The organism is Streptomyces sp. 1-11 (genome assembly GCF_007176755.1).
Lineage (GTDB): Bacteria > Actinomycetota > Actinomycetes > Streptomycetales > Streptomycetaceae > Streptomyces.
The window spans coordinates 195355-220658 of sequence record NZ_BJTV01000001.1 but is presented as its reverse complement, the minus strand read 5'-3'; the positions used below and the strand labels follow the sequence as shown (position 1 = coordinate 220658).

General features: G+C 70.8%; 24 protein-coding genes and 1 riboswitch. Of the genes, 10 read left to right on the top strand and 14 right to left on the bottom strand.

Annotation, left to right across the window (positions count from 1 at the left end; translation table 11 throughout):
- Positions 1-3 precede the first annotated feature (3 nt).
- From TNCT1_RS00975 to TNCT1_RS00960, 4 genes are all read left to right on the top strand, one after another.
- Positions 4-984, top strand: coding sequence for a hypothetical protein (locus TNCT1_RS00975; protein ID WP_143627102.1), 981 nt, complete (start codon positions 4-6; stop codon positions 982-984).
- 69 nt (positions 985-1053) lie between these two features.
- Positions 1054-1704 carry a peptide deformylase gene (def, locus tag TNCT1_RS00970; RefSeq protein ID WP_143627100.1) on the top strand — a complete coding sequence of 217 codons (651 nt, stop codon included), beginning with the start codon at positions 1054-1056 and terminating at the stop codon, positions 1702-1704.
- Positions 1705-1961: 257 nt separating this feature from the next.
- The gene (gene cyc1 / locus TNCT1_RS00965; RefSeq protein WP_143627098.1) at positions 1962-3047 is read left to right on the top strand and encodes an epi-isozizaene synthase; all 1086 of its coding nucleotides are present in this window, start codon (positions 1962-1964) and stop codon (positions 3045-3047) included.
- Positions 3044-4414 (top strand): cytochrome P450, encoded by a 1371-nt coding sequence (locus TNCT1_RS00960; protein WP_143627096.1) that lies wholly within the window; start codon positions 3044-3046, stop codon positions 4412-4414. The genes cyc1 and TNCT1_RS00960 overlap by 4 nt, the downstream gene beginning before the upstream one ends.
- A gap of 16 nt (positions 4415-4430) precedes the next feature.
- Here the strand turns inward: TNCT1_RS00960 and TNCT1_RS00955 are convergent, their stop codons facing one another.
- Positions 4431-5396, bottom strand: coding sequence for a helix-turn-helix domain-containing protein (locus TNCT1_RS00955; RefSeq protein ID WP_143627094.1), 966 nt, complete (start codon positions 5394-5396; stop codon positions 4431-4433).
- A 92-nt stretch (positions 5397-5488) separates the two neighbouring features.
- On the opposite strand from TNCT1_RS00955, the gene TNCT1_RS00950 reads away from it, so the two are divergent.
- Positions 5489-5743 (top strand): hypothetical protein, encoded by a 255-nt coding sequence (locus tag TNCT1_RS00950; protein ID WP_143627092.1) that lies wholly within the window; start codon positions 5489-5491, stop codon positions 5741-5743.
- On the opposite strand, the gene TNCT1_RS00945 is transcribed toward TNCT1_RS00950, so the two are convergent.
- From TNCT1_RS00945 to nagB, 6 genes are all read right to left on the bottom strand, one after another.
- Positions 5656-6669 (bottom strand): ribonucleotide-diphosphate reductase subunit beta, encoded by a 1014-nt coding sequence (locus TNCT1_RS00945; protein WP_143627090.1) that lies wholly within the window; start codon positions 6667-6669, stop codon positions 5656-5658. The genes TNCT1_RS00950 and TNCT1_RS00945 overlap by 88 nt on opposite strands.
- On the bottom strand, positions 6669-9053 hold the full coding sequence (locus TNCT1_RS00940) for a ribonucleoside-diphosphate reductase subunit alpha (RefSeq protein ID WP_143627088.1): 2385 nt from the start codon (positions 9051-9053) through the stop codon (positions 6669-6671). The genes TNCT1_RS00945 and TNCT1_RS00940 overlap by 1 nt, the downstream gene beginning before the upstream one ends.
- Before the next feature lie 124 nt (positions 9054-9177).
- Positions 9178-9310, bottom strand: a riboswitch (cobalamin riboswitch).
- Between the two features lie 140 nt (positions 9311-9450).
- Positions 9451-11079: a monocarboxylate uptake permease MctP gene (gene mctP / locus TNCT1_RS00935; RefSeq protein ID WP_143627086.1), complete on the bottom strand. Its 1629-nt coding sequence runs from the start codon at positions 11077-11079 to the stop codon at positions 9451-9453.
- Entirely contained in the window at positions 11076-11339 is a 264-nt protein-coding gene (locus TNCT1_RS00930; RefSeq protein WP_174266087.1) for a DUF3311 domain-containing protein, read from the bottom strand. Before TNCT1_RS00930 ends, mctP begins: the two co-directional genes overlap by 4 nt.
- A 137-nt stretch (positions 11340-11476) precedes the next feature.
- Positions 11477-12241: a GntR family transcriptional regulator gene (locus tag TNCT1_RS00925; RefSeq protein ID WP_143627084.1), complete on the bottom strand. Its 765-nt coding sequence runs from the start codon at positions 12239-12241 to the stop codon at positions 11477-11479.
- Positions 12242-12452: 211 nt separating this feature from the next.
- The gene (nagB, locus tag TNCT1_RS00920; RefSeq protein ID WP_143627082.1) at positions 12453-13238 is read right to left on the bottom strand and encodes a glucosamine-6-phosphate deaminase; all 786 of its coding nucleotides are present in this window, start codon (positions 13236-13238) and stop codon (positions 12453-12455) included.
- Positions 13239-13427: 189 nt separating this feature from the next.
- Between nagB and TNCT1_RS00915 the strand changes: the two genes are divergently transcribed.
- Together TNCT1_RS00915 and TNCT1_RS00910 are read left to right on the top strand one after the other, a co-directional pair.
- Complete coding sequence (locus TNCT1_RS00915; RefSeq protein WP_143627080.1) at positions 13428-14057, top strand: TetR/AcrR family transcriptional regulator; 630 nt, start codon at positions 13428-13430, stop codon at positions 14055-14057.
- A 344-nt stretch (positions 14058-14401) separates the two neighbouring features.
- Positions 14402-15868, top strand: coding sequence for a sensor histidine kinase (locus tag TNCT1_RS00910; protein WP_143627078.1), 1467 nt, complete (start codon positions 14402-14404; stop codon positions 15866-15868).
- A gap of 164 nt (positions 15869-16032) precedes the next feature.
- Here the strand turns inward: TNCT1_RS00910 and TNCT1_RS00905 are convergent, their stop codons facing one another.
- Together TNCT1_RS00905 and TNCT1_RS00900 are read right to left on the bottom strand one after the other, a co-directional pair.
- Positions 16033-16290 (bottom strand): WhiB family transcriptional regulator, encoded by a 258-nt coding sequence (locus tag TNCT1_RS00905; RefSeq protein ID WP_006142322.1) that lies wholly within the window; start codon positions 16288-16290, stop codon positions 16033-16035.
- Positions 16291-16610: 320 nt separating this feature from the next.
- Positions 16611-17579 (bottom strand): diacylglycerol kinase family protein, encoded by a 969-nt coding sequence (locus TNCT1_RS00900; RefSeq protein ID WP_143627076.1) that lies wholly within the window; start codon positions 17577-17579, stop codon positions 16611-16613.
- 158 nt (positions 17580-17737) lie between these two features.
- Here TNCT1_RS00900 and TNCT1_RS00895 point away from each other — a divergent pair, with 158 nt between their 5' ends.
- Positions 17738-18190 carry a hypothetical protein gene (locus tag TNCT1_RS00895; protein ID WP_143627074.1) on the top strand — a complete coding sequence of 151 codons (453 nt, stop codon included), beginning with the start codon at positions 17738-17740 and terminating at the stop codon, positions 18188-18190.
- Between the two features lie 52 nt (positions 18191-18242).
- Here the strand turns inward: TNCT1_RS00895 and TNCT1_RS00890 are convergent, their stop codons facing one another.
- From TNCT1_RS00890 to TNCT1_RS00880, 3 genes are all read right to left on the bottom strand, one after another.
- Complete coding sequence (locus TNCT1_RS00890) at positions 18243-19337, bottom strand: RNA polymerase sigma factor SigF (protein WP_143627072.1); 1095 nt, start codon at positions 19335-19337, stop codon at positions 18243-18245.
- The gene (locus TNCT1_RS00885) at positions 19334-19747 is read right to left on the bottom strand and encodes an anti-sigma regulatory factor (RefSeq protein WP_004925829.1); all 414 of its coding nucleotides are present in this window, start codon (positions 19745-19747) and stop codon (positions 19334-19336) included. Before TNCT1_RS00885 ends, TNCT1_RS00890 begins: the two co-directional genes overlap by 4 nt.
- 261 nt (positions 19748-20008) lie before the next feature.
- The gene (locus TNCT1_RS00880) at positions 20009-20269 is read right to left on the bottom strand and encodes a UBP-type zinc finger domain-containing protein (protein WP_143627070.1); all 261 of its coding nucleotides are present in this window, start codon (positions 20267-20269) and stop codon (positions 20009-20011) included.
- A 61-nt stretch (positions 20270-20330) separates the two neighbouring features.
- Between TNCT1_RS00880 and TNCT1_RS00875 the strand changes: the two genes are divergently transcribed.
- Entirely contained in the window at positions 20331-21926 is a 1596-nt protein-coding gene (locus TNCT1_RS00875; protein WP_143627068.1) for a Na+/H+ antiporter, read from the top strand.
- A gap of 74 nt (positions 21927-22000) precedes the next feature.
- Here the strand turns inward: TNCT1_RS00875 and TNCT1_RS00870 are convergent, their stop codons facing one another.
- Complete coding sequence (locus tag TNCT1_RS00870; protein ID WP_143627066.1) at positions 22001-22894, bottom strand: 1-aminocyclopropane-1-carboxylate deaminase/D-cysteine desulfhydrase; 894 nt, start codon at positions 22892-22894, stop codon at positions 22001-22003.
- Between the two features lie 34 nt (positions 22895-22928).
- Positions 22929-23522, bottom strand: coding sequence for an N-acetylmuramoyl-L-alanine amidase (locus TNCT1_RS00865; RefSeq protein ID WP_143627064.1), 594 nt, complete (start codon positions 23520-23522; stop codon positions 22929-22931).
- A 291-nt stretch (positions 23523-23813) separates the two neighbouring features.
- On the opposite strand from TNCT1_RS00865, the gene TNCT1_RS00855 reads away from it, so the two are divergent.
- A complete protein-coding gene (locus TNCT1_RS00855; protein ID WP_143627062.1) occupies positions 23814-25220 on the top strand; it encodes a family 2B encapsulin nanocompartment shell protein in 1407 nt (468 codons plus the stop codon).
- The last annotated feature ends 84 nt before the right edge of the window (positions 25221-25304 follow it).

The following is a 25304-nucleotide window of genomic DNA, read 5'->3' as shown; positions in this document are numbered from 1 at the left end:
ATCGTGAGGATCTTCGGAAAGGGACGGCACCGGCCCTCCGCCTCCTGGCGGCAGGCCACCGACCGGGCGTTCACGCTCATCGGCGACGGCCGGTACGAGGACGCGGGCGAGCTGCTGACACGCGCCGCCGACCTGGAACCCTGGCTGGCGGAGTCCTGGTTCAACCTCGCCCTGCTGCACAAGTTCCGGCACGACTGGGAGCAGGCCCGCGCGGCGGGTCTGCGGGCGGTCGCGCTGCTGGACCGGGAGACCGGCGCCCCCGACTGGTGGAACGTCGGCATCGCCGCGACCGCCCTGCAGGACTGGCCGCTGGCCCGGCGCGCCTGGCAGGCCTACGGGCTGCGGGTGCCCGGGGGCGCCACCGCCGCGGGCGAGCCGCTCGGCATGGACCTGGGCAGCGCGGCCGTGCGGCTCTCCCCGGAGGGCGAGGCCGAGGTCGTGTGGGGGCGCAGGCTGGACCCGGCGCGGATCGAGGTGCTGTCCATCCCGCTGCCCTCGTCCGGGCGGCGCTGGGGCGAGGTCGTGCTGCACGACGGCGTCCCGCACGGCGAGCGCACCACGTCCGCCGGGCACTCCTTCCCGGTGTTCGACGAGATCGAGCTGTGGGCGCCCTCGCCCGTGCCCACCTGGGTGGTGCTGCTGGAGGCGGCCACGGAGGCCGACCGGGACGCCCTGGAACAGCTGGCGGCGGACGCCGGGTTCGCCGCGGAGGACTGGTCCTCCTCGGTGCGGCTGCTGTGCCGGATGTGCTCGGAGTCGCGGATGCCGTCCGACGAGGGCGACGGCGAGCACCTGGACCCGCACGATCACAGTGAGCCCGGTCACCCGGGACCGCTCGGGCACCGTACCGACGGCCAGCTCTGGGTGCCGGAGCGCGAGTGCGGGGTGGCCGCGCCGGCGTCGCTCGTGCGGGGGCTGCTCGACGGGTGGGTGGCGGACAGCCCGGACTCCAGGGACTGGCGTGATCTCGAAGAGGTTTGCTGACCGGCGGTGACCGGCCCCGTTTAGGCTGTATCCGAGAGTTCAAGGCTTGCAGGAAGGCATACGTCGGTCATGGCGCAGCAGGACACCGATCAGCAGCACGCGGGCGTGCTCCCCGTCGACGACGAGGGCTACGTCGTCGACACGGAGGACTGCGAGGAGCGCGAGAGGACCTGGCGCGAGCGCGGCACCTCGCGGCCGATCACGGTCGTCGGCAACCCGGTGCTGCACAAGGAGTGCAAGGACGTCACCGATTTCGGCGCCGAGCTGGACCGGCTGGTCGCCGACATGTTCGCCAGCCAGCGCACCGCCGAGGGCGTGGGCCTGGCCGCCAACCAGATCGGCGTCGACCTGAAGGTCTTCGTGTACGACTGCCAGGACGACGAGGGCGTCCGGCACGTCGGCGTGGTGTGCAATCCGAAGCTGGTCGACCTGCCCGCCGACCGGCGCAGGCTGGACGACAGCAACGAGGGCTGCCTGTCCGTCCCCACGGCGTACGCCTCGCTCGCGCGTCCCGACTACGCCGAGGTGACCGGCCAGGACGAGAAGGGCAACCCGGTCAGGGTGCGCGGCACCGGCTACTTCGCACGGTGTTTGCAGCACGAGACCGACCACCTGTACGGCTACCTCTACATCGACCGCCTGTCCAAGCGCGACCGCAAGGACGCGCTGCGGCAGATGGCCGAGAACGAGCCCCGCTACCCCGTGGTGGCCAACGGCTGAGCCGCCCGGCCGGAACCCCGGCCGCCGCGCAGAGCAGCGACGACGTCCGTCACGACGCCCGTCCGGGATCCGTCCCGGCCGGGCGTCGTTCATTTGTTCGCCACGTGAATCCCGGCAATCAGGGGTGGCGATTGAAGCAAATCCGTTCCCTGGACGGTCAGTTGTAGTGCTGAATGGTAACCGGGGGGTTACGCAACGGCGCATGCCCGGCACGACATGGAGGGTGTGCGCTCCTGGCGGCTGAGAGGGGACAGTTCGTGCACGCTTTCTCACCCGGCACCACATCGACGGCCTCGTCGGCGGTGCCGCCGTCTCTCGCACTTCCGGTGATCGAGGACTCCTTTCCACGACAACTCCACCCGTATTGGCCGAAGCTCCAGGAGAAGACCCGGCAGTGGCTGCTCGAAAAGCGGCTCATGCCGGCGGACAAGGTCCGGGAACACGCCGACGGCCTGTGCTACACCGACCTCATGGCGGGGTACTACACCGACGCCTCCGACGAGGTGCTGCAGGCCATCGCCGACTACAGCGCCTGGTTCTTCGTCTGGGACGACCGCCACGACCGCGACATCGTCCACGGCCGGGCCGCCGACTGGCGGCGCCTGCGGCACCGGCTGCACGCGGCCCTCGACGCGCCCCAGCAGCACCTGGGCCATCCCGACCCGGTGGTCGCGGGGCTCGCGGACAGCGTGCTGCGGCTGTTCTCGTTCCTGCCGCACACCTGGAACCAGCGCTTCACCCGGCACTTCCACGCGGTGATCGACGCCTACGACCGCGAGTTCCACAACCGCACCCGGGGGTACGTCCCGCAGGTCGAGGAGTACCTCGCCCTGCGACGGCTCACCTTCGCCCACTGGATATGGACGGATCTCCTGGAGCCGAGCGCCGGACGCGAACTCCCGGACGCCGTGCGGAAAAACCCTGTGTACCGCCGTCCGGCGCTGCTGAGCCAGGAATTCGCCGCCTGGTACAACGACCTCTGCTCACTGCCCAAGGAAATCGCGGGCGACGAGGTGCACAATCTCGGCATCAGTCTCGTCACACATCAGGGTCTGACCCTGGAGGAAGCGGTCGAGGAAATCAGACTGCGGGTGGAGCGGTGCGTCGGCGAATTCCTGGTCGCCGAAAGCGAGGCCCTGCGGTTCGCCGACGAACTCGCCGACGACGGCACGGTGTCGGGAAAGGAACTCGGCACCGCCGTCCGCGCCTGCGTCGGAAACATGCGCAACTGGTTCAGCGCCGTCTACTGGTTCCACCACGAGTCGGGCCGGTACATGGTCGACAGCTGGGAGGACCGGTCCACACCCCCGTACGTCACCAACGAAGCGGCAGGTGAGAAATGACCGTCGAATCCGTCAAGCCCCAGCCCTCCGAAGCGCCGGAGCTGCGCGAGCCCCCGCTCGCCGGCGGCGCCGTCCCGGTCCTCGGGCACGGCCTCAAGCTGGTCCGCGACCCGCTCGCCTTCATGACCGGGCTGCGCGCGCACGGCGACGTGGTGCGCCTCAAGCTCGGCCCCAAGACGGTGTACGCGGTCACCACCCCGGCGCTCACCGGCGCGCTCGCGCTCAGCACGGACTACCGGATCGACGGGCCGCTGTGGGAGTCCCTGGAGGGCCTGCTCGGCAAGGAGGGCGTGGCCACCGCGAACGGCCCTCGGCACCGGCGCCAGCGGCGCACCATCCAGCCCGCGTTCCGGCTCGACGCCGTCCCCGCCTACGGCCCCGTCATGGAGGAGGAGGCGCACGCGCTGACCGAGCGCTGGCGGCCCGGCGCGGCCGTCGACTGCACCTCGGAGTCCTTCCGGGTCGCGGTGCGCATCGCCGCCCGCTGCCTGCTGCGCGGCGAGTACATGGACGAGCGCGCCGAGCGGCTGAGCGCCGACCTCGCCACCGTCTTCCGCGGTATGTACCGCCGGATGGTCGTCCCGCTCGGACCGCTGTACCGGCTGCCGTTCCCGGCCAACCGCGAATTCAACCGGGCACTGGCCGATCTGCATCTCCTGGTCGACGAGATCGTCGCCGAGCGGAGGGCATCCGGTCAAAAGCCGGACGATTTGCTGACGGCATTGCTGGAGGCGAAGGACGACAATGGGGAGCCCATCGGGGAGCAGGAGATTCACGACCAGGTGGTGGCGATAGTCACCCCGGGAAGCGAAACGGTCGCCTCCACGATCATGTGGCTGCTCCAGGTGCTCGCGGAACACCCGGAACACGCCGAGAAGGTGCGCGCCGAGGTCGAATCCGTGACCGGCGGCCGGCCCGTCGCATTCGAGCACGTCCGCCGGCTCACCCACACCAACAATGTCGTCGTCGAGGCCATGCGGCTGCGGCCCGCCGTATGGATTCTGACCCGGCGCGCGATCACCGACACCACGCTGGGCGGCTATCGCATTCCGGCGGGCGCGGACATCGTCTACAGCCCGTACGCCGTCCAGCGCGACCCCGGCTCCTACGGCCGCCACCTCGACTTCGACCCCGACCGCTGGCTGCCGGAGCGGGCCAAGGAGGTGCCGAAGTACGCGATGAGCCCGTTCAGCGTCGGCAACCGCAAGTGCCCCAGCGACCACTTCTCCATGGCCCAGCTCACCCTGATCACCGCGGCGGTCTCGGCGAAGTACCGCTTCGAGCAGGCCGGCGGGTCGGACGACAGCACCCGGGTGGGCATCACGCTGCGGCCGCAGAAGCTGCTGCTGAAGCCGGTGCCCTGGTAGGCCGCCGCCGGCGCGCTCAGGCGGCCTCGGGGCCGCGGAACGCGCGCCGGTAGGCGTTCGGGGTCGTGCCGAGGGCGCGGACGAACTGGTGGCGCAGCGCCGCCGCCGTACCGAAGCCGGTGCGGGAGGCGATGGCGTCCATGGTCTCGTCCGTGCCCTCCAGCAGTTCCTGTGCCAGCAGCACCCGCTGGCGCAGCAGCCAGCGGTAGGGGGTCGTGCCCGTCTCCTGCTGGAAGCGGCGGGCGAAGGTGCGCGGGGCCATGTGGGCGCGGGCGGCGAGCTGTTCCACGGTCACCTCCCGGTCCAGGTGCCCCTCCATCCACACCAGCACCTCGCCGACCGTGTCGCAGCGAGCCGCGGGCAGCGGCCGCTCGATGTACTGCGCCTGTCCGCCGTCCCGGTGCGGCGGCACCACCATCCGCCGGGCGATCTTCTTCGCGACCTCCGGGCCCTGCTCCTTGCGCACGAGGTGCAGACAGGCGTCGATGCCGGCCGCGGTGCCGGCGGAGGTGATCACCGGGTCCTCGTCGACGTACAGGACGTCCGGCTCGATGAGCGCCCGGGGATTGCGCAGCGCCAGTTCCCCCGCCTGCCGCCAGTGCACACTGCACCGCCGGCCGTCGAGCAGTCCGGCGGCGCCGAGCACGAAGACGCCCGAGCACACGCTGAGCACCCGGGTGCCCCGCTCCACGGCCCGCACCAGGGCGTCGAGCAGTGCGGGCGGATACTCCCGGGTGACGTAGTCGCTGCCGGCCGGCACCGCGATCAGGTCGGCCTCCTCCAGCCGCTCCAGACCGTACGGCGTCGACACGGTGAGCCCGCCGACATGGGTGCTCAGCGCCGGTCCCTCCGCCGAGACCACGGCGAAGTCGTACACGGGCAGGCCCTCGTCACTGCGGTCGATGCCGAAGACCTCGCACACCACCCCCAGCTCGAAGGGATGCACGCCGTCCAGCAGTACCGCCGCCACATTCCTCAGCATGCTGCCAGTGTGCCCCGAAGCTGGCAGTAAATCGAGGGTGCACGGCAGTCCTGCCACTGTCGGTAAGGAGCGTCCGGCGCGACATTGGTGTCATGACCGGAAACCAGATCGAAGGCCTGATCGGAATGCTCGCCACGCTCGGCATCCTGGTCCTGCTGATCCTCCCGTCCGTGCTCGGCATCGCCCGCGACCGGCGCGTCGACCGACAACTCAGGGAGGCTCAGGCGGACCAGGACACGACGAGCCGCAGGAAGGAGGCTCAGAAGTCCTCGTCCAGGTCGACCGTGCCCTCCACGGCCACCTGGTACGCCGACGGACGGCGCTCGAAGAAGTTCGTCAGCTCCTGAACGCCCTGCAGCTCCATGAAGGAGAACGGGTTCTCCGAGCCGTACACCGGAGCGAAGCCCAGGCGCGTCAGGCGCTGGTCGGCGACGCACTCCAGGTACTGCCGCATCGACTCGGTGTTCATCCCCGGGAGGCCGTCGCCGCACAGGTCGCGCGCGAACTGCAGCTCGGCCTCGACGGCCTCCCGCAGCATGTCCGTGACCTGCTCGCGCAGCTCGTCGTCGAAGAGGTCCGGCTCCTCCTTGCGGACGGTGTCGACCACGTCGAAGGCGAAGGACATGTGCATCGTCTCGTCGCGGAACACCCAGTTGGTGCCGGTGGCCAGGCCGTGCAGCAGGCCCCGGCTGCGGAACCAGTAGACGTAGGCGAAGGCGCCGTAGAAGAACAGACCCTCGATGCAGGCGGCGAAGCAGATGAGGTTCAGCAGGAAGCGGCGGCGGTCGGCCTTGGACTCCAGCCGGTCCAGCTTCTCCACCTCGTTGATCCACTTGAAGCAGAACCCGGCCTTCTCGCGGATGGAGGGGATGTTCTCCACCGCGGCGAACGCCGCCGCCCGGTCGTCCGGATCGGGCAGGTAGGTGTCCAGCAGCGTCAGGTAGAACTGGACGTGCACGGCCTCCTCGAAGAGCTGGCGGCTCAGGTACAGCCGGGCCTCGGGGGAGTTGATGTGCTTGTAGAGGGTCAGCACCAGGTTGTTCGCGACGATCGAGTCGCCCGTCGCGAAGAAGGCGACCAGACGGCCGATCAGGTGCTGTTCGGCCGGGGACAGCTTCGCGAGGTCGGCGACGTCCGAGTGGAGGTCGACCTCCTCGACGGTCCAGGTGTTCTTGATGGCGTCCCGGTAGCGCTCGTAGAAGTCCGGGTAGCGCATCGGGCGGAGGGTCAGCTCGAAGCCGGGGTCGAGCAGGTTCTTGGCTTCGCTGGTCATCACTGGCAGGCCTCGCAGGACTCGGGGTTCTCAAGGGAGCAGGCGACCGCGTCGGGGTCGGCGATCTGCTGCACGGGGACGGTGGCTCGGGTCTGCGCCCGTGCGGCGCGGGCGATCCTCGTCGCCGGGCGCGAGCGCAGGTAGTACGTCGTCTTCAGCCCGGACTTCCAGGCGTAGGCGTACATCGAGGAGAGCTTGCCGATGGTCGGCGTCTCCAGGAACAGGTTCAGCGACTGCGCCTGGTCGAGGAACGGGGTGCGGGCGGCCGCCATGTCGATGAGGCCGCGCTGCGGGATCTCCCACGCCGTGCGGTACAGGTCGCGGACGTCCTGCGGCACCCAGGTGAAGCCCTGCACCGAGCCGTTGGACTCGCGCAGCGCCTCACGGGTCTGGGCGTCCCACACGCCGAGCCGCTTGAGCTCGTCCACCAGGTAGGAGTTCACCTGGAGGAACTCGCCCGAGAGCGTCTCGCGCTTGAACAGGTTGGACACCTGCGGCTCGATGCACTCGTACACACCGGCGATGGACGCGATGGTCGCGGTGGGCGCGATGGCCAGGAGCAGCGAGTTGCGCATGCCGACCCGGGCGATCCGCTCCCGCAGCGCCGCCCAGCGCTCCGGCCAGGTGAACTCCACGCCGTAGTGGTCGGGGTGCAGCACGCCTTGGGCGGTGCGCGTCTTGCGCCAGGCCGGCAGCGGACCGTTGCGCTCGGCGAGGTCCGCGGAGGCCTCGTACGCGGCGAGCATGATCCGCTCGGCGATCCGGGTGGACAGGGCCTTCGCCTCGGGGGAGTCGAAGGGCAGCCGCAGCTTGAAGAAGACGTCCTGCAGGCCCATCGCGCCCAGGCCCACCGGACGCCAGTTGGCGTTCGACCGGCCCGCCTGCTCGGTGGGGTAGAAGTTGATGTCGACCACGCGGTCGAGGAAGGTCACGGCCGTGCGGACGGTGTCGTCGAGCCGCTCCCAGTCGAGGTCGCCCGTCGCGGTGTCCACGAAGGCGCCGAGGTTGACCGAGCCCAGGTTGCAGACCGCCGTCTCGCCGTCGTCGGTGACCTCCAGGATCTCCGTGCACAGGTTGGAGGAGTGCACGACGTGCCCGGCGGTCGCCGTCTGGTTGGCGGTGCGGTTGGCGGCGTCCTTGAAGGTCATCCAGCCGTTGCCGGTCTGCGCGAGGGTGCGCATCATGCGGCCGTACAGGTCCCGGGCCGGCATCGTCTTCCTCGCGAGCCCGGCGGCCTCCGCCGCGCGGTAGGCGGTGTCGAACTCCTCGCCCCACAGGTCCACCAGCTCCGGCACGTCCGCCGGGGAGAACAGCGACCACTGCCCGTCGGCGTCGACCCGGCGCATGAACTCGTCCGGGATCCAGTGCGCCAGGTTCAGGTTGTGCGTACGGCGGGCGTCCTCACCGGTGTTGTCGCGCAGTTCCAGGAACTCCTCGATGTCGGAGTGCCAGGTCTCCAGGTACACCGCGGCCGCGCCCTTGCGCCGGCCGCCCTGGTTCACCGCGGCCACCGAGGCGTCCAGCGTCTTCAGGAACGGCACGATGCCGTTGGAGTGCCCGTTGGTGCCGCGGATCAGCGAACCGCGGCTGCGGACGCGGGAGTACGACAGACCGATGCCGCCGGCGTGCTTGGAGAGGCGGGCGACCTGGTGGTAGCGGTCGTAGATGGAGTCCAGCTCGTCCAGCGGGGAGTCGAGGAGGTAGCAGGACGACATCTGCGGGTGCCGGGTGCCGGAGTTGAACAGGGTGGGGGAGGAGGGCAGGTAGTCGAGCCGGCTCATCAGGCCGTACAGCGAGGCGACCTCGTCCACGGAGCGGGCGCTGTCGTCCTCGGCCAGCCCGGCGGCGACGCGCAGCATGAAGTGCTGGGGCGTCTCGATCACCTTGCGGGTGATGGGGTGGCGGAGCAGGTAGCGGCTGTGCAGGGTGCGCAGACCGAAGTAGCCGAAGCGGTCGTCGGCCGCCGGGTCGACCAGCGCGTCGAGCCGCTCGGCGTGCAGACGCACGAACTCCGCGGTGCGGTCGGCGATCAGGCCCTCGCGGTGGCCCACGGCGACGGACCCGGTGAAGGAGGTGACGCCCTGCGAGGCGGCCTCGTCGCGGATGGAGACGGTCAGCAGCCTCGCCGCCAGCCGGGAGTAGGCGGGGTCCTCGGAGATCAGGCCGGCGGCCGACTCCGTGGCCAGCTCGCGCAACTCCGCCTCGTCGGCCCGGGCCGACCGGCCGCGCAGCGCGGCGGCGGCGACCCGGCCGGGGTCGGCGTCGGGGAGGTCGGCGGTCAGCTCGGTCAGGGTCCGCAGCAGCGCGGCACCGGGACCGTCGGTCTCCACCGGGGCTCCGCTCGCCGGGGTGGCTGAAGCCGGGTCGGCTGGCGCGATGGTCACGTGGGGCTCTCCCTCGCTCGGCACGGGGCCTTGCGGAGGGCAGGAGGCAGCGCGGGCGCGCACGGCGCCGCGTCCACCGGCCCATTCCACGAGGCCCGGACGTCGATGAGCACCCGGGCCGGACGGCCGGGCGCACGCTGCCGGCAGGTCCTCGGACTGAAACAGGCGTGCGGGGGCACACGAGTACACCGTTGCGGGACAGTTCCGGATTTGCACCGGATTCCCCTGCGGCGACAGCGAGCATGAGCATACATCTAGTGCCGGGCTGCCGTGGCACCCCCACATGTTGTGGCTGCTGCGTGTTGCGGTGGCTCCGCAGCGTCAGATCGCACGGCAGCGGGCCGCCGACGTCGGTGCTGTCGGCGGCCCGCTGCGGGGTGGTTCGTGACCGGTCGCGCTAGTGGGCGCTGCCCGCGGTGGCGGGCGGGAGTTCCACCTCGACCCCCGGGTCGCCCGCGTCGGCCGTGTAGTCCTCCGGCCGGGTCTCGTCGAGGCCCTCGGGGGCCTTCACGGCCTTCAGGACGAAGGTGAGCACCACGGTGACCACGACGTTGAGCACGAACGCGGTGAGACCGATGTAGCCGATCTCCCCGATGCCCGGGATCTCCTTCGCGGAGCCGCCGAAGTGCGCCTGGGTGGGCGAGGCCACCCCGTACGCGGCGAGCGTGCCGTACACCATGCCGACCGCCCAGCCGGCGAGCAGCGCCCAGCGGTGGAACCAGCGGGTGAACAGGCCGCCGACCAGGGCCGGGAAGGTCTGCAGGATCCAGATGCCGCCCAGGAGCTGGAAGTTGATGGCGACCGTCTTGTCCATCGTCAGCACGAAGACCAGCGCGCCCACCTTCACCAGCAGCGACACGATCTTGGAGACCCGGGTCTCCTCCTTGGGCGTCGCGTCCGGCTTGATGAAGTCCTTGTAGATGTTGCGGGTGAAGAGGTTCGCCGCCGCGATGGACATGATGGCCGCGGGCACCAGGGCGCCGATGCCGATCGCCGCGAAGGCCACGCCGGCGAACCAGTCCGGGAACATGTCCTCGAACAGCTGCGGGATCGCGAGCTGGCCGTTGGCGACCTTCACCCCGGCCGCGATCGCCATGAAGCCGAGCAGGGCCAGCAGGCCGAGCATCAGCGAGTACAGCGGCAGGATCGTGGTGTTGCGGCGGATCACCTCACGGCTCTTCGAGGACAGGGTCGCGGTGATCGAGTGCGGGTACATGAACAGGGCGAGCGCGGAGCCCAGCGCCAGCGTGGCGTACGTCCACTGGCCCGCCTCCGCCGGGGCGAGCGCGCCGCGCGGTTTGCCGGTGGCCGGGTTCACCTGGCTGAAGGCGTCGCCCGCCTTGGCGAAGATGTCGTCGAAGCCGCCCAGCTTGATCGGGATGTAGATGATCGCCACCGCGATGACGATGTAGATCAGCGCGTCCTTGACGAACGCGATGAGGGCGGGGGCGCGCAGCCCCGACGAGTAGGTGTACGCGGCCAGCACGCCGAAGGCGATGAGCAGCGGCAGGTCCTTCACGAACCAGTTGGTGTTCTCGCCGCCGCCGACGCCCATCACGTCCAGCACCGCCTGGATGCCCACGAGCTGGAGCGCGATGTACGGCATCGTCGCGAGGATGCCGGTGACCGCCACGGCCAGCGACAGGCCCTTGGAGCCGAACCTGCCGCGCACGAAGTCCGAGGTGGTGACGTAGCCGTGGCGGTGCGAGACCGACCACAGGCGGGGCAGGAAGGTGAAGATCAGCGGGTAGACCAGGATCGTGTACGGGACCGCGAAGAAACCGGCCGCGCCCGCCGCGTAGATCGCCGCCGGCACGGCGACGAAGGTGTACGCGGTGTACAGGTCGCCGCCGAGCAGGAACCAGGTGATCCAGGTGCCGAACGACCGTCCGCCGAGGCCCCATTCGTCCAGGGAGTGCTCATTGTCGGCCTTGCGCCAGCGCGCGGCCAGGAAGCCCAGGACCGTGACGGCCAGGAAGAAGAAGATGAAGACGCCGAGCGCGACGCCGTTGACGCCGTCCTTCACTTCGCCGCACCCCCGTCCTGGACCCGGCGGGCGCGCTGGTCACGCTGCCACAGCTTGTAGGCCAGCATGGTGAGCGCGGTGGAGATCAGCACCCACAGCATCTGGTACCAGTAGAAGAACGGGATCCCGATGAACGCGGGGTCCGTCTTGGCGTACGAGCCGACCCACAGCATCGCCACGAACGGCGCGACGAGACACAGGCCGATGACGACGCGGACCGGTGTCACCACCGGTGGTCTCACTTCTTGCGCTTCGGACATGCCACGGCTCCGTCCCCTCACTGATCACCTGTGTAATGCGCAGGCAATCTAGGTGACGCCGTCGTGGCAGCGGAAGACCTCGTCCGCATATCGGCATATCGATTTCGCGTGCGGAGCGTGAAGGTTTCCGCCGCCGGTCAGTCCTGGGGGCGCTTGAGACGGGCGACGAACTTGTACCGGTCACCGCGGTAGACGGATCTCACCCACTCCACCGGCTGACCGTCGCCGTCCAGGGAGTGCCGGGAGAGCATCAGCATCGGCAGCCCGACGTCGGTGCCGAGCAGGCCCGCCTCGCGCGGGGTGGCCAGGGAGGTCTCGATGGTCTCCTCGGCCTCGGCGAGGTGGACGCCGTAGACCTCGGCGAGCGCGGTGTACAGGGACGTGTACTTCACCAGCGACCGCCTGAGCGCGGGGAAGCGCTTGGCCGACAGATGGGTGGTCTCGATGGCCATGGGCTCGCCGTTGGCCATGCGCAGCCGCTCGATGCGCAGCACCCGGCCGCCCGCCGTTATGTCCAGCAGCTCGGCGAGCCGCTCGTCGGCGGTGATGTACCCGATGTCCAGCAGCTGCGAGGTGGGCTCCAGGCCCTGGGCACGCATGTCCTCGGTGTAGGAGGTCAGTTGCAGCGCCTGGGACACCTTCGGCTTGGCGACGAACGTCCCCTTGCCCTGGATGCGCTCGAGCCGGCCCTCGACGACGAGCTCCTGCAGGGCCTGCCGGACGGTGGTGCGGGAGGTGTCGAACTCGGCCGCCAGCGTGCGCTCCGGCGGGACCGGCGTGCCCGGCGCCTGCGTCTCCGTCATGTCGAGCAGGTGCTTCTTCAAGCGGTAGTACTTGGGCACACGCGCGGTACGGACGGTCGTGCCGGCCTCGTTCTCCGCACTGCTGACGTCGGTGCTCATGTTCTGCCTTCCCGGCTCCGGATGCCGAAAGCGGCCGACCGACCGTCGGCCACGGCTCACATCGTGGCACGGCTTCGTGTGTCAGGCTCCACCCGCACGCTCCGTGATCCCCTCTGTATACCGGGGTGCCCTCTGCTGGTCTAGTCCAGCGGCCCCGGCGTCCCGCCCGGCGTCCCGCCCGGCGTGCCGGGCCGGGCGGGCGGAACGTCTTCTATATGCCCTGCCAGTCGGGCTTGTTGGCGTAGGTGTGGCGGAAGTAGTCGGCCAGCTTGAGCTTGCCGGCGGCGGCCTCGTCGACGACCACCGTGGCGTGCGGGTGGAGCTGGAGCGCCGAGGCCGGGCAGACGGCCGCGACCGGGCCCTCGACGGTGGCGGCGACCGCGTCGGCCTTGCCCTCGCCGGTGGCCAGCAGCACCAGGTGGCGGGCCTCCAGGATGGTGCCGATGCCCTGGGTGATCACGTGGTGCGGGACCTGCGCGATGTCACCGTCGAAGAAGCGCGCGTTGTCGACGCGGGTCTGCTCGGTCAGCGTCTTGATGCGGGTCCGGGAGGCGAGCGAGGAGCAGGGCTCGTTGAACCCGATGTGCCCGTCCGTGCCGATCCCGAGGAGCTGCAGGTCCACCCCGCCTGCCCCGGCGAGCGCGCGGTCGTAGGCCTCGCAGGCCGCCTGGACGTCCTCGGCGGTGCCGTCCGGTCCGATGAAGGACTCCATCCCGATGCCGAGCGGCTCCAGCACCTCCCGGCGCAGCACCGAGCGGTAGGACTCGGGATGGTCGGCGGGCAGCCCCACGTACTCGTCGAGCTGGGCTATGCGCGCCCGGGTGGTGTCCACCGCGCCGGAGCGCCATTTGGAGGTCAGCGCCTGGTAGATGGGCAGCGGAGTGGAGCCGGTGGCCACACCGAGCAGCGCGTCGGGCTTGCGCCGCAGCAGCTCGGCCATGGCCTCGGCGATCAGCTCGCCGCCCGCCGCGGCGTCCGGGACGATGACAACTTCCACGCTGGGCCTGCCGTTCTCAAGAGGGCTTGATGTCTGGGAAATCCATGTGGTTTAGACCAATCTAACAGAATGCGGGGGCCGGGGCAGGGGTGCGGAGGCCCGATTCCAGAGCTTCCCTAACGAGCGCTACAAAAAGACCGTACCGTACGGCGCGGTCATTTTTCTAGGGGTCGCTATAGAATGCCCGTCATGGTGACCGGTCAGGAGACGAACGCGCAGGCCAGCCCGTCGAGATCCCGGGGGCGCCCGCGCTCCTTCGACCGTACGACCGCGCTGGAGAAGGCGCTGACGGCGTTCTGGCGGCACGGCTACGAGGCCACCTCGGTCTCCGACCTCACCCGGATCATGGGCATCGGCGCCCCGAGCCTCTACGCGGCCTTCGGGGACAAGCGGACCCTCTTCGAGGAGGTGGTCCGGGTCTACGCAGGCACCCACGGCGCCTTCGGTGACCGCGCCCTGGCCGAGGAGCCCACCGCCCGGGCCGCCGTCGAGCGCACGCTGCGCGAGGCCGCCGTCCGGTACACCGACCCGGAGCACCCCTACGGCTGCCTGGTCGCGCACGCCGCCACCAACTGCACGACTCCCGAGGTCGAGCGGCTGCTGCGGGACCGGCGCGACGCGGCCCTGGCCACTCTGGAGTCCCGGGTCCGGGCCGACGTGGCGGCCGGCCTGCTGCCCGCGGGCACCGACGCCGGGGCGCTCGCCCGGCATGTGACGGCGGTGCTCCACGGCATGTCCCAGCAGGCCCGGGACGGCGCGACCCGGGCGGAACTTCAGGCGCTGGCCGAAATTGCCATGGCCATCTGGCCCCGTGGCTGACCCCGGCGGGCTAGGCTGCGTGGCATCGAGTGCCGTCTCGACGCATCCCTCCGCGCACATGGACAGCCCCTCGTGGTCTAGTCCACAATGCACAAGGGGATCCCGTAGGGAAAAATGAACAGCTTCCGTCTTCCCCGCACAGGAAGGCGGACCGAGGACCCGGAGCTCTCTGCCCTGACTGCCCCGGCTCCTCGGCCTTCGGCCGGCCGGGACCGCACACCCCGCGGCCGATGATGCTCCGGGCTGCGGTGCCGGAAGGGTTGAGGGTCCCTTCCAGGCGCCGCGGCCCGCGGGTGTTTTTCGGTCACCCGTGCGGCCCCGGGTACGCTCGCAGGGTGCCCTCCATGAACGAACTCGTACGCCAGCACACGGCCCTCGACGACTCCGACCTCGAGTGGCTCCACCTGCTGGTCTCGGAGTGGCAGCTGCTCTCCGACCTCTCCTTCGCCGACCTGGTCCTGTGGGTCCCGACCAGCGACGGCACCCGGTACGTCTCGGTCGCCCAGATGCGCCCCAACACCGGCCCGACCTCGTACCAGGACGACATGGTCGGCCATCTAGTCCCCCGCGGCCGGCGGCCCATGCTGGACGCGGCGCTCGACGAGGGCCGGATCGTGCGCGAGGGCGACCCGGAGTGGCGCGAGGAGGTCCCCGTCCGGGTCGAGTCCATCCCCGTGCGAAGGGCCGGCCGGGTCCTCGGGGTCATCGCCCGCAATACCAACCTGCTCACCGTCCGCACCCCCAGCCGGCTCGAGCTGACCTATCTGCAGAGCGCCTCCGACCTGGCGCAGATGATCGCGGCCGGCTCCTTCCCCTTCCCCGACCAGCAGGTCGACATGGACGCCTCGCCGCGGGTCGGCGACGGACTGATCCGGCTGGACGCGGACGGCACGGTCCAGTACGCCTCGCCGAACGCCCTGTCCGCCTACCACCGGCTCGGTCTCGCCGCCGACCTGGTCGGTCACCACCTGGGGCGGACCACCGCCGAACTCGCGCCCACCCGGGGCCCGGTGGACGAGGCGCTCGCCAAGGTGGCGAGCGGCTGGGCGCCGCGGGAGTTCGAGATCGAGGCGAACGACGGGGTCATCCAGTTCAGGACCATTCCGCTCAAGCCCAAGGGCACCCGCATCGGTTCGCTGGTGCTGTGCCGGGACGTGACCGAACTGCGCCGCCGCGAGCGGGAGTTGATCACCAAGGACGCGACCATCCGGGAGATCCACCACCGGGTGAAGAACAACCTGCAGACCGTCGCCGCCCTGCTCAGGCTCCAGGCCCGGCGCATCGGTTCCGAGCGCGGCCGGGAGGCTCTGGAGGAGGCGGTCCGCCGGGTCGGCTCGATCGCCATCGTGCACGAGACGCTCTCCCAGAACCTGGACGAGCGCGTGGAGTTCGACGACATCGCCGACCGCGTGCTCGCGATGGTCGCCGAGATCTCACCGGGCAAGGTGACCGGCCGGCGCAGCGGGCGCTTCGGCATACTCGACGCCGAGGTCGCCACCCCGCTGTCGATGGTGCTCACCGAGGTGCTGCAGAACGCCCTTGAGCACGGCTTCCGCGAGGGCGACACCGGCACGGTCGAGGTCTCCGCGGTCCGCGGCGGCACCTCCAAGGAGGCCCGCCTGCTGGTCACCGTCCAGGACGACGGCGTCGGCCTGCCCGAGGGATTCGACCCGCACCGCTCGGGCAACCTCGGCCTGCAGATCGTACGGACGCTGGTGGAGGGCGAGTTGGGCGGAACCTTCGACATGGTCCCGGCGCCGGAGCGGGGGACCCGGGTGATCCTCGACCTCCCGGTGCGCGCGCAGAAGTGAGCCCGCTCGTCCCCGGACAGCATTGAGCCCCGGACCACTTGGTGATCCGGGGCTGAAGCTCGAAGCTATGCGCATCGGGGGTACTGCGCGCTGCGGCTCGGGGGCGGGAGATGCGTACGCGGTGTACGCGCCGCCAAGCTTAGGCTGTCATCGGGGTGGGGATGTCAGGCGGAGGCCTGACGAGCCCGGTTGCGGGCGGCGCGGCGCTTCATGGCGCGGCGCTCGTCCTCGCTGAGACCACCCCAGACGCCGGAGTCCTGACCGGACTCGAGCGCCCACTGCAGACACTGATCCATAACGGGGCAGCGACGGCAGACGGCCTTGGCTTCCTCGATCTGCAGCAGCGCAGGACCGGTGTTGCCGATGGGGAAGAAGAGCTCGGGGTCTTCCTCGCGGCAAACGGCGTTGTGACGCCAGTCCATGGCTGCTACCTCTCCTTGGTATTACGTGCAAGTTGCTTGTGAATGTGAACGCTTTCACGAATCCCTCAACAAGTGAAGGGCCGACCGCCGAGTCTTCCCCGGCGTGGTCCTTGGTTTGTAGAGGGGTTCCGGTGATCAGTGGAGGCCGTTCCTGCGGGCCGTCCCGATCGCCACGTAGAGACTCGCAAACCTCAGCGGCGGATACAACCCCTTCCGGAAAGTTTTTTTTGATTCCTCGGTGTCGACTGGGTCACAGCCGTACTTCCATGGGGTGGACCCTGGCCTAAACGTTCGAGTGAAAGGACTTTCGCCTCTTCCACTCACACAATCACACGCAGTGCGCGGCGTACGCCTGTGAACGTCACGCTCGTACGCAGCCCCAGGTGGTCACCGTCCATCTGAAGGGGCAGGGGCACCTTCGAATGCAAGGTGAACCGGTCCAGATCATGGAGTGAGACGGCGTGCTTCCCATGGGGTCCCCGCTCGGGGGACGAAGTGAGCAACTGGGTGCCATACCGGGCAACCGCGGCCGTGGACAGACGGCTGAGACCGAGTACGTCGAGGCCGGTGTCGAACGAGGCCTTAGGTGACGCGTACATCGGGCGATTGCCGAGATACGTCCACGGGGACGTGTTCGAGGCTATGGCGACGACGAGATCGGTGACCGGGTCCGCGCCGGCCCGCTCGAGGGTGATCGGGCCGTGCCGCCGGTGCTGCTCGCCGAGGAACTGGCGGACCACCTGGCGCACGTACAGCGCGTGCGTCGACTTCTTCCCGCGCTCGCGCTGCTGCTCCACCCGGCCGACCACGCCCGCGTCGAAGCCCAGCCCCGCGTTGAACGTGAACCAGCGCTCCGGCACCGCCTCGTCCTCGGTGCCCGGCGTGCCCGAGGCCAGGCCCAGGCCGACGACCCGCTCGGTGTTCTCGCGCAGGGCGTCCAGCAGGGCGCCGGTCGCCTCGACCGAGTCGTTGGGCAGGCCGAGCGCGCGGGCGAACACATTGGTGGACCCGCCCGGGACCACGGCGAGCCCGGGCAGCCGGTCCGGGTCGGGGCCGGCGTGCAGCAGGCCGTTGACGACCTCGTTGACGGTGCCGTCGCCGCCGAGGGCCACGACCAGGTCTATGTCCGAGCTCTGCGCGGCCTGCCGGCCCAGGTCGCGTGCGTGGCCGCGGTACTCGGTGGTGACCGCCTCGAGCTTCATCTCGCTCGCCAGCGCGTGGATCAGGACGTCACGCCTGCGTGCGCTTGTGGTGGTTGCCGCCGGATTGACCACGAGAAGTGCACGCATGGATGGCAGCGTACCTACTGGGTGGTACCCGGCCCAGACCGAGGTAGGGATCCGGTAAGAGAGGGGGACGTGAGCCTGCCCACGTGGACGCTCGTGCGGAGGGCCGCACCCCGGGCCTGCCGGGGCCGCCGCGGACGGCCGGCGGATACCCTTCAGGGGTGAGCAGTCAGCAGAACCGCACCCCGGACACCGCCGAAGCCCCCGTGGGCACCGAGCCGCGTCCGCGCCGGCTGACGTACGCGGCCGCGCTGACCGCGCTGGAGGGCGCCGCCCTGGTGATCGGGGGCGTGTGGATCCTCGTCCTCGGGCTCACCGGCGCCCCGGACGACCGCCGGCAGGCCGTTACCGGCGGGATCACCCTGCTGGTGCTGGCGCTGCTGCCGTCGCTCGCCGCCCGCGGCCTGCTGCTGCGGCGCGGCTGGAGCCGCGGGCCCGCGGTGATCACCCAACTCATGGCCCTGCCGGTGGCCTACAACCTGCTCCGGGCCGACAGCATGGCCATCCCGGGCGGTATCGCCCTGGCCGTCGTCGCGATCGCCGCGCTGGTGCTCCTGGTGAGCCCCGCGACGACCCGGGCCCTCGGGATCAAGGGTCCGGGCCGGGCCGAGTAGGCGGCCCGCTCCGCTCCGGCCGGCCGCGGCCAGCCGGATCAGGCGGCCGCGGTCACTCCTCCACCAGCAGCTTCTCCCGCAGCTGGGCCAGGGTGCGGGCCAGCAGCCGGGAGACGTGCATCTGGGAGATGCCCACCTCCTGCGCGATCTGGGACTGTGTCATGTTCCCGAAGAAGCGCAGCAGCAGGATCCGCTTCTCGCGCGGCGGCAGGTCCTCCAGCAGGGGCTTGAGGGACTCCCGGTACTCCACGCCCTCCAGCGCCTCGTCCTCGGCGCCGAGGGTGTCGGCCACCGCGGGGGACTCGTCGTCGGTGTCGGGCACGTCCAGCGAGAGAGTGGAGTACGCGTTGGCGGACTCCAGGCCCTCCAGGACCTCCTCCTCGGAGATGGCCAGCTTCTCGGCCAGCTCGTGGACGGTGGGCGAGCGGCCGTGCAGCTGGGACAGCTCGGCCGTGGCCGTCGTCAGCGCGAGGCGCAGCTCCTGCAGCCGGCGCGGCACCCGTACCGCCCAGCCCTTGTCGCGGAAGTGCCGCTTGATCTCGCCGACGACGGTCGGGGTCGCGTACGTGGAGAACTCCACGCCGCGCTCCGGATCGAAGCGGTCGACGGACTTGATCAGACCGATGGTGGCGACCTGGGTGAGGTCGTCCAGCGGCTCGCCCCGGTTGCGGAAGCGGCGCGCGAGGTGCTCGACGAGCGGCAGGTGCATACGGACGAGCTGGTTGCGCAGTTCCGCGTACTCCGCGCTGCCCGCGTTCAGCAGGCGCAGTTCGAGGAACATCGCACGCGCCCCGCTGCGGTCCTGGGGCTCGTGATGAGTGGCCGGCACGGCCTCGGCGCCCACCGCGTCGTCCTCCGCGTATCGCTCGTGCTCGCTCATCGTCCCGCCCGTAGCCCTTCCCCGAGCCCTCGCCTCCGGGTGGGCGGCGGAAGCGGACCCACCGCGTGCCTCCGGGGGCGCGCTCTGCACGGCACCGTCGCCGGCGGCCTCTGCGGAGTCGTCCTCCGGGTGCGGCCTGGCCTGCTCGGGGATGCCGTCGATGCCGTCCGCCATGCGTCGGGCGCCGTCCTCGGGGCCTCGGCCCTCCGCAGGCAGCTCCCGTGTGCCGCGCTCTTCGTCCCGCACCGGCCCGTCCCCGTTCCTCACGCCGGCCCGGGACCCGCGCCGCGCTGTTTGTAGAGGCTGATCGACACGGTCTTGTCCTCGTCGACGGCGGACGAGACCTTCCCCGCCAGTGCGGACAGCACCGTCCAGGCGAAGGTGTCCCGCGAGGGGGCGTGGCCGTCGGTGGTCGGCGCCGACACCGTGACCTCCAGCGAGTCGTCGACGAGCCGGAAGACACAGCTGAGCACGGAGCCGGGCACGGCCTGCTGCAGCAGGATCGCGCAGGCCTCGTCCACGGCGATCCGCAGGTCCTCGATCTCGTCCAGGGTGAAGTCCAAGCGGGCCGCCAGACCGGCCGTGGCCGTCCGCAGCACCGACAGGTAGGCACCCGCAGCCGGCAGCCGGACTTCCACGAAGTCCTGGGTCGCGGGCTCGCCTGCGATCTGGGACACCCTCACCTCCATGGTGGTACAAGCTTTACGGGGCCGAGGGTCGCCCCCCGGGGTAACGCATACGTGGTTCCGCGGTGACGCTATCGCGCTCCGAACGTTTCTGTCCCCGGGACCCCAACCCCCTGGCGTCACTCACAGTAAAGCTGCGAATACGCTCCGTGTCTAGAGGGTTCGCGGGCCCAAATGGGAAGTGCGCGCGTCGGGTTGACGTACCCCGGCGTCACACGCCCGAACCGTCGGCGGCAGCCGCTCCCTGAAGTGTCACACGAGCACGTGGTCGACGAAGCACCAGCGCCAGTCCTCGCCGGGTTCGAAGGTCCGCATGACCGGGTGGCCGGTCTCCGTGTGGTGCGCCGTGGCGTGCCGTCCGGGGGAGGAGTCGCAGCAGCCGACGTGGCCACAGGTCAGGCAGAGCCGCAGCTGCACCGGGTGCGTGCCCTGCGCGAGACACTCCGGGCACGTCTCGCTGAGCGGCTCGGGCTGGGGGTGCGGCAGCGCGTCGGAGTGCGTGCACTGTTTCATGATTGCCAGGTTACGACGGGCGCGCGGGTGCCCGCGCGGAAAACGAGGGTGGGCGAAGACCATGGACGTGATGCCGCTGCTTCTGCTGGTGGCGGGGAGTGCCGCGGTCGCCGGGGCGGCCCGCCGGACCCCGCTGCCGGCGCCGCTGCTGCTGGTCGCGGTCGGCCTGGCGGTCTCCTACATCCCCGGCGTGCCGGACTACCGGCTCGACCCCGAGGTGGTCCTGCCGCTCGTGCTGCCCCCGCTGCTGTACACCTCGGCGAGCGACAGCTCCTACCTCGACCTGCGGGCCCAGGTGAGGCCGGTGGCGCTGCTGTCGGTGGGGTACGTGCTGTTCGCGACCGTCCTCGTGGGCTGGGCCGCCTACCTGGTCGTCCCCGGGATGCCGCTGCCCGCCGCCCTGGTGCTCGGCGCGGTGGTGGCGCCGCCCGACGCGGTCGCCGCTACGGCGGTCGCCCGCCGGGTCGGGCTGCCGTCCCGGATCACCACGATCCTGCAGGGGGAGTCGCTGCTGAACGACGCCACCGCGATCACCGCCTACAAGGTGGCGCTGGCCGCCGCCATCGGCGAGGGCGCCACCTGGGCGGGCGGCATCGAGGAGTTCCTGATCGCGTCCGTCGGCGGGGTCGGCGTGGGCCTGCTGCTCATGGCGCCCCTGCACTGGCTGCGCACGCACCTGCGGGAACCGCTGCTGCAGAACACGCTGTCCCTGCTGATCCCGTTCGTCGCCTACAGCGTCGCCGAGCAGGTGCACGCCTCCGGTGTGCTCGCGGTCGTGGTCGTCGCCCTCTACCTCGGGCACCGCGCGTGGGAGGTCGACTTCGCCACCCGCCTCCAGGAGGAAGCGGTGTGGAAGATGGTCGCCTTCATCCTGGAGTCCGCGGTCTTCGCCCTGATCGGGCTGCAGCTGCCGGTGGTCCTGAAGGGCCTCGGCGAGTACGAGGGAATCACGGCCGCCTGGTACGCGGTCGCGGTCTTCGTGGTCGTCGTGCTGGCCCGGTTCGTCTGGGTCTACCCGGCGGCCTTCGTGCCCCGCCTGCTGTCGGAGCGGATCAGGACGCGCGAGGAGAATCCCACCTGGCGGGGTGCGATGGTCACCTCGTGGGCCGGGATGCGCGGAGTGGTCTCCCTCGCCATCGCCTTCTCCATCCCGCTGACCGTGCACGGCGGGCACCCCTTCCCGCAGCGCAACCTGATCCTCTTCCTCACCTTCACCACCGTCATCGGCACCCTGGTCCTCCAGGGCGTGACCCTGCCGCCGCTGATCCGGCTGCTGAAGTTCCCCAGCCGCGACCGGCAGGCCGAGACGCTCGCCGAGGCCAACGCGCAGGCGCAGGCCTCCCTGGCCGCGGAGAGACGCCTGGAGGAACTCCTCTCCGACGAGCGCAACGCCCTTCCGCCGCCGCTCGCCGACCGGCTGCGCTCGGTGCTGGAGCGTCGCCGCAACGCCGTCTGGGAGCGGCTCGGCCAGGTCAACCCGGTCACCGGCGAGTCCGTCGACGACACCTACAGCAGGCTGTCCCGCGAGATGATCAGCGCCGAGCGCGCCGTGTTCGTCAGGCTCCGCGACCACCGCTACATCGACGACGAGATGCTCCGCGCGCTCCTGCGCAGGCTCGACCTGGAGGAGGCGGCCGCCTACCGGGAGGCGGCGTAGGAACTCCGGCCGTGCCGTGCCGTGCCGTGTCATGCCGTGCTGGGGCGTGCCGGGTCGCGCCGGGGCGTGCCGGGCTACGGGAAGGGGCGCCCGGTGACCACCGCCGCGACCGTCGTCCCGCGCGCGAAGGCGCCCTCCCCGGCCAGGGCGACCAGTCCGTACAGCATCTTGGCGACATACAGGCGCTCCACGGGCAGGGAGTGCCGCTGCTCGAAGTCCTGTGCGAAGGCGTCGAGCTCGGGCGTGGTGCGGGCGTAGCCGCCGAAGTGGAAGCGGTCGTCAAGGAACCAGTCGCCGGTGCGGGCCCCGAAGGCGCTCTCCTGCAGGGCCTGTATGCCGGCCGCCAGGAAGCCGCCCTTGAGTACCGGGACGCCCAGCGCCCGGCTGCCCGGCGGCAGCCCGGCGGCGAGTCCGGCGAGCGTGCCGCCGGTGCCGCAGGCCACCGCGGCGACGTCGCAGTGCCCGCCCAGCTCCGCGCCCAGGGCCCGGCAGCCGCGCACGGCCGCGGCGTTGCTGCCGCCCTCGGGGACGACGTACGCATCCTCGGCGCCGGCGGCGCGCAGGACGGCGGCCCGGGTCTCCGGCTCGTGCTTGTGCCGGTATGTCGATCTGTCGATGAAGTGCAGCCGCATGCCGTCGGCGGCGCACCGGGCCAGCGACGGGTTGAGCGGCCGGCCGGCCAGTTCCTGGCCCCGGACCACGCCGGTGGTCGGCAGCCCCAGCAGCCGGCCCGCCGCCGCGGTGGCACGCAGGTGGTTGGAGTAGGCGCCGCCGAAGGTGACGAGGGCCCGGCCCCCTGCCGCCTCGATGTTGGGCGCCAGTTTGCGCCACTTGTTGCCGATCAGCTCCGGGTGGATCAGGTCGTCCCGCTTGAGGAGCAGGCGCAGGCCGTGCCGGCCGAACCGGTCGTCCCGTACCTCCTGCAGGGGTGAGGGCAGGCGCGGGGCGAGCGGGTCAGTGCTGGTCACGTCCCCATTGTCGCCCGGCGGGGGCGGCGGACGGCTACGCCTTCAGGCGCTCCTTCACCCGCTCCCGCAGCCACGCCATCGTGAAGCCGCGCGGGTCCACCTTGCCCGGCTGCCACTCCAGGTGGCCGATCACCGACCGTTCCGTCCAGCCGTGGTGGCGGCACACGGCCGCCGCGGCCCGCGCGATCGCGTCCAGTTGCGCCTCGGGCCAGGGGTCGTCGCCGTCGCCCAGGTTCTCGCACTCGAAGCCGTAGAAGTACCGGTTGCCGTCGGTGTTCGCCTCGTTGTCCGGCGGCAGCCGCTTCTCCGCGATCACGGCCCGCAGCACCTCGTCGTCGCCGAGCCCCGCGTGGTTGGCGCGGCCGTGGCCGACCAGGTGCACGGTGCCGTCCTTGGTGACGACGCCGTGGCACAACGGGCCGGGGAGCCCCGCGCGCCCGTCGCGGCAGATCTCGACGGTGTGGGCGCTGCCCCGGGTCACCGTGTGGTGGATCATCACGCCGTGGACGGGGCCCCACGGCCCCTTGTGGTTGCGGTTGTGGTGCCGCCAGTCGCCGACCTCGACGACGGTCGCGCCCTCGGCGCGCAGCGCGGCCAGGAACCCGCTCGCGGACATGGGTGGCGCCATGACCGCCTCCTTCGTGCTGTGCCCGGTCGGCCGCCGGACGCGGCCCACTCGTACCGGTGCTTCTACCGAAACCGGACGTCCCGGACTACCTCGTTCGCACGCTGTGCGAGCCGTTCCGGACACTCGGCGCATCCCGGCCGGGTGGTGGGCAAGATCCCACTTTCTGCCCAGTAGTGCGATGATCCATTCCCGCTCTTTCGGGTAATGGCACCGCTACGTTGCGTCATGGAAGCTTGCTCGTGAGACCGGTGTGCGATTCGGCGCCGGGCATACATGAGAGGGCACCCCCATATGTCGGTAGGCGAAGAGGTCCGCACGGAGCAGGGCAAGCCGCAGCAGTCTCTCGGCACGGCGGCAGCGCGGAACCTGGCCACCACCACCAAGTCCGTTCCGCAGATGCAGGAGATCAGCTCCCGCTGGCTGCTGCGCACACTGCCCTGGGTGGACGTCCAGGGCGGCACGTACCGGGTGAACCGGCGGCTGACGTACGCCGTCGGCGACGGCCGCATCACCTTCGTGAAGACCGGGGACCAGGTGGAGGTCGTCCCGGCCGAGCTCGGTGAGCTGCCGGCGCTGCGGTCGTACGAGGACGACGAGGTCCTCGCCGAGCTGGCCCGGCGCTGCCGCCAGCGCAACTTCGCGCCCGGAGAGGTCATCGCCTCCTTCGGCGCCCGGACCGAGAAGGTCTACCTGCTGGCCCACGGCAGGGTGGAGAAGATCGGCACGGGCCCGTACGGGGACGACGCCGTCCTAGGCGTCCTCGCCGACGGCGCGTACTTCGGCGAGGCGGCGCTGCTGGACCCGGACGCCATCTGGGAGTACACGGCCCGGGCGGACACAGGGTGCACGGTGCTGGTCCTCGGCCGTGAGGACTTCGAGCAGGTGGCCGAGCGCTCCGACTCGCTGCGCGAACACCTCAGGCGGCTGCGCTCCATCCCGGAGCAGCGGACCAACAAGTTCGGTGAGAAGGAGGTGGAGCTGGCGGCCGGCCACAGCGGGGAGCCGGACATCCCGCACACCTTCGTCGACTACGAGGCCCGGCCGCGCGAGTACGAACTGAGCATCGCCCAGACCGTGCTGCGCATCCACTCGCGCGTGGCCGACCTGTACAACCAGCCGATGAACCAGACCGAGCAGCAGCTGCGGCTGACGGTCGAGGCGCTGAAGGAGCGTCAGGAGCACGAGCTGGTCAACAACCGGGACTTCGGGCTGCTGCACAACTGCGAGTACGACCAGCGGATCCAGCCGCACGACGGTGTGCCCGGCCCGGACGACATGGACGAACTGCTCAGCCGCCGGCGGGGCACCAAGCTGTTCCTCGCCCACCCGCGTGCGATCGCCGCGTTCGGGCGTGAGCTGAACAAGCGCGGCCTGGTCCCGGAGACCATCGACATCGGCGGCAACCGCATTCCCACCTGGCGAGGCGTGCCGATCTACCCGTGCAGCAAGATCCCCGTCACCCCCGAGCGCACGACCTCCATCATCGCCATGCGTACCGGTGAGGCCGACCAGGGTGTCATCGGCCTCAGGCAGTCCGGCATCCCGGACGAGATCGAGCCCAGCCTGTCCGTCCGCTTCATGGGCATCAACGAGCAGGCGATCATCAAATACCTGGTGACGGCGTACTACTCGGCCGCCGTCCTGGTGCCGGACGCGCTCGGCGTGCTGGAGAACGTCGAGATCGGCCGGTGGAGGTGACGTCCGCGCACCGCGCCGCCGTGTCCCCGCCCTCCGGGGCGGGTACATCCCCGGGGTATGCGTCGCTCCGGGGCGGAACAGCCG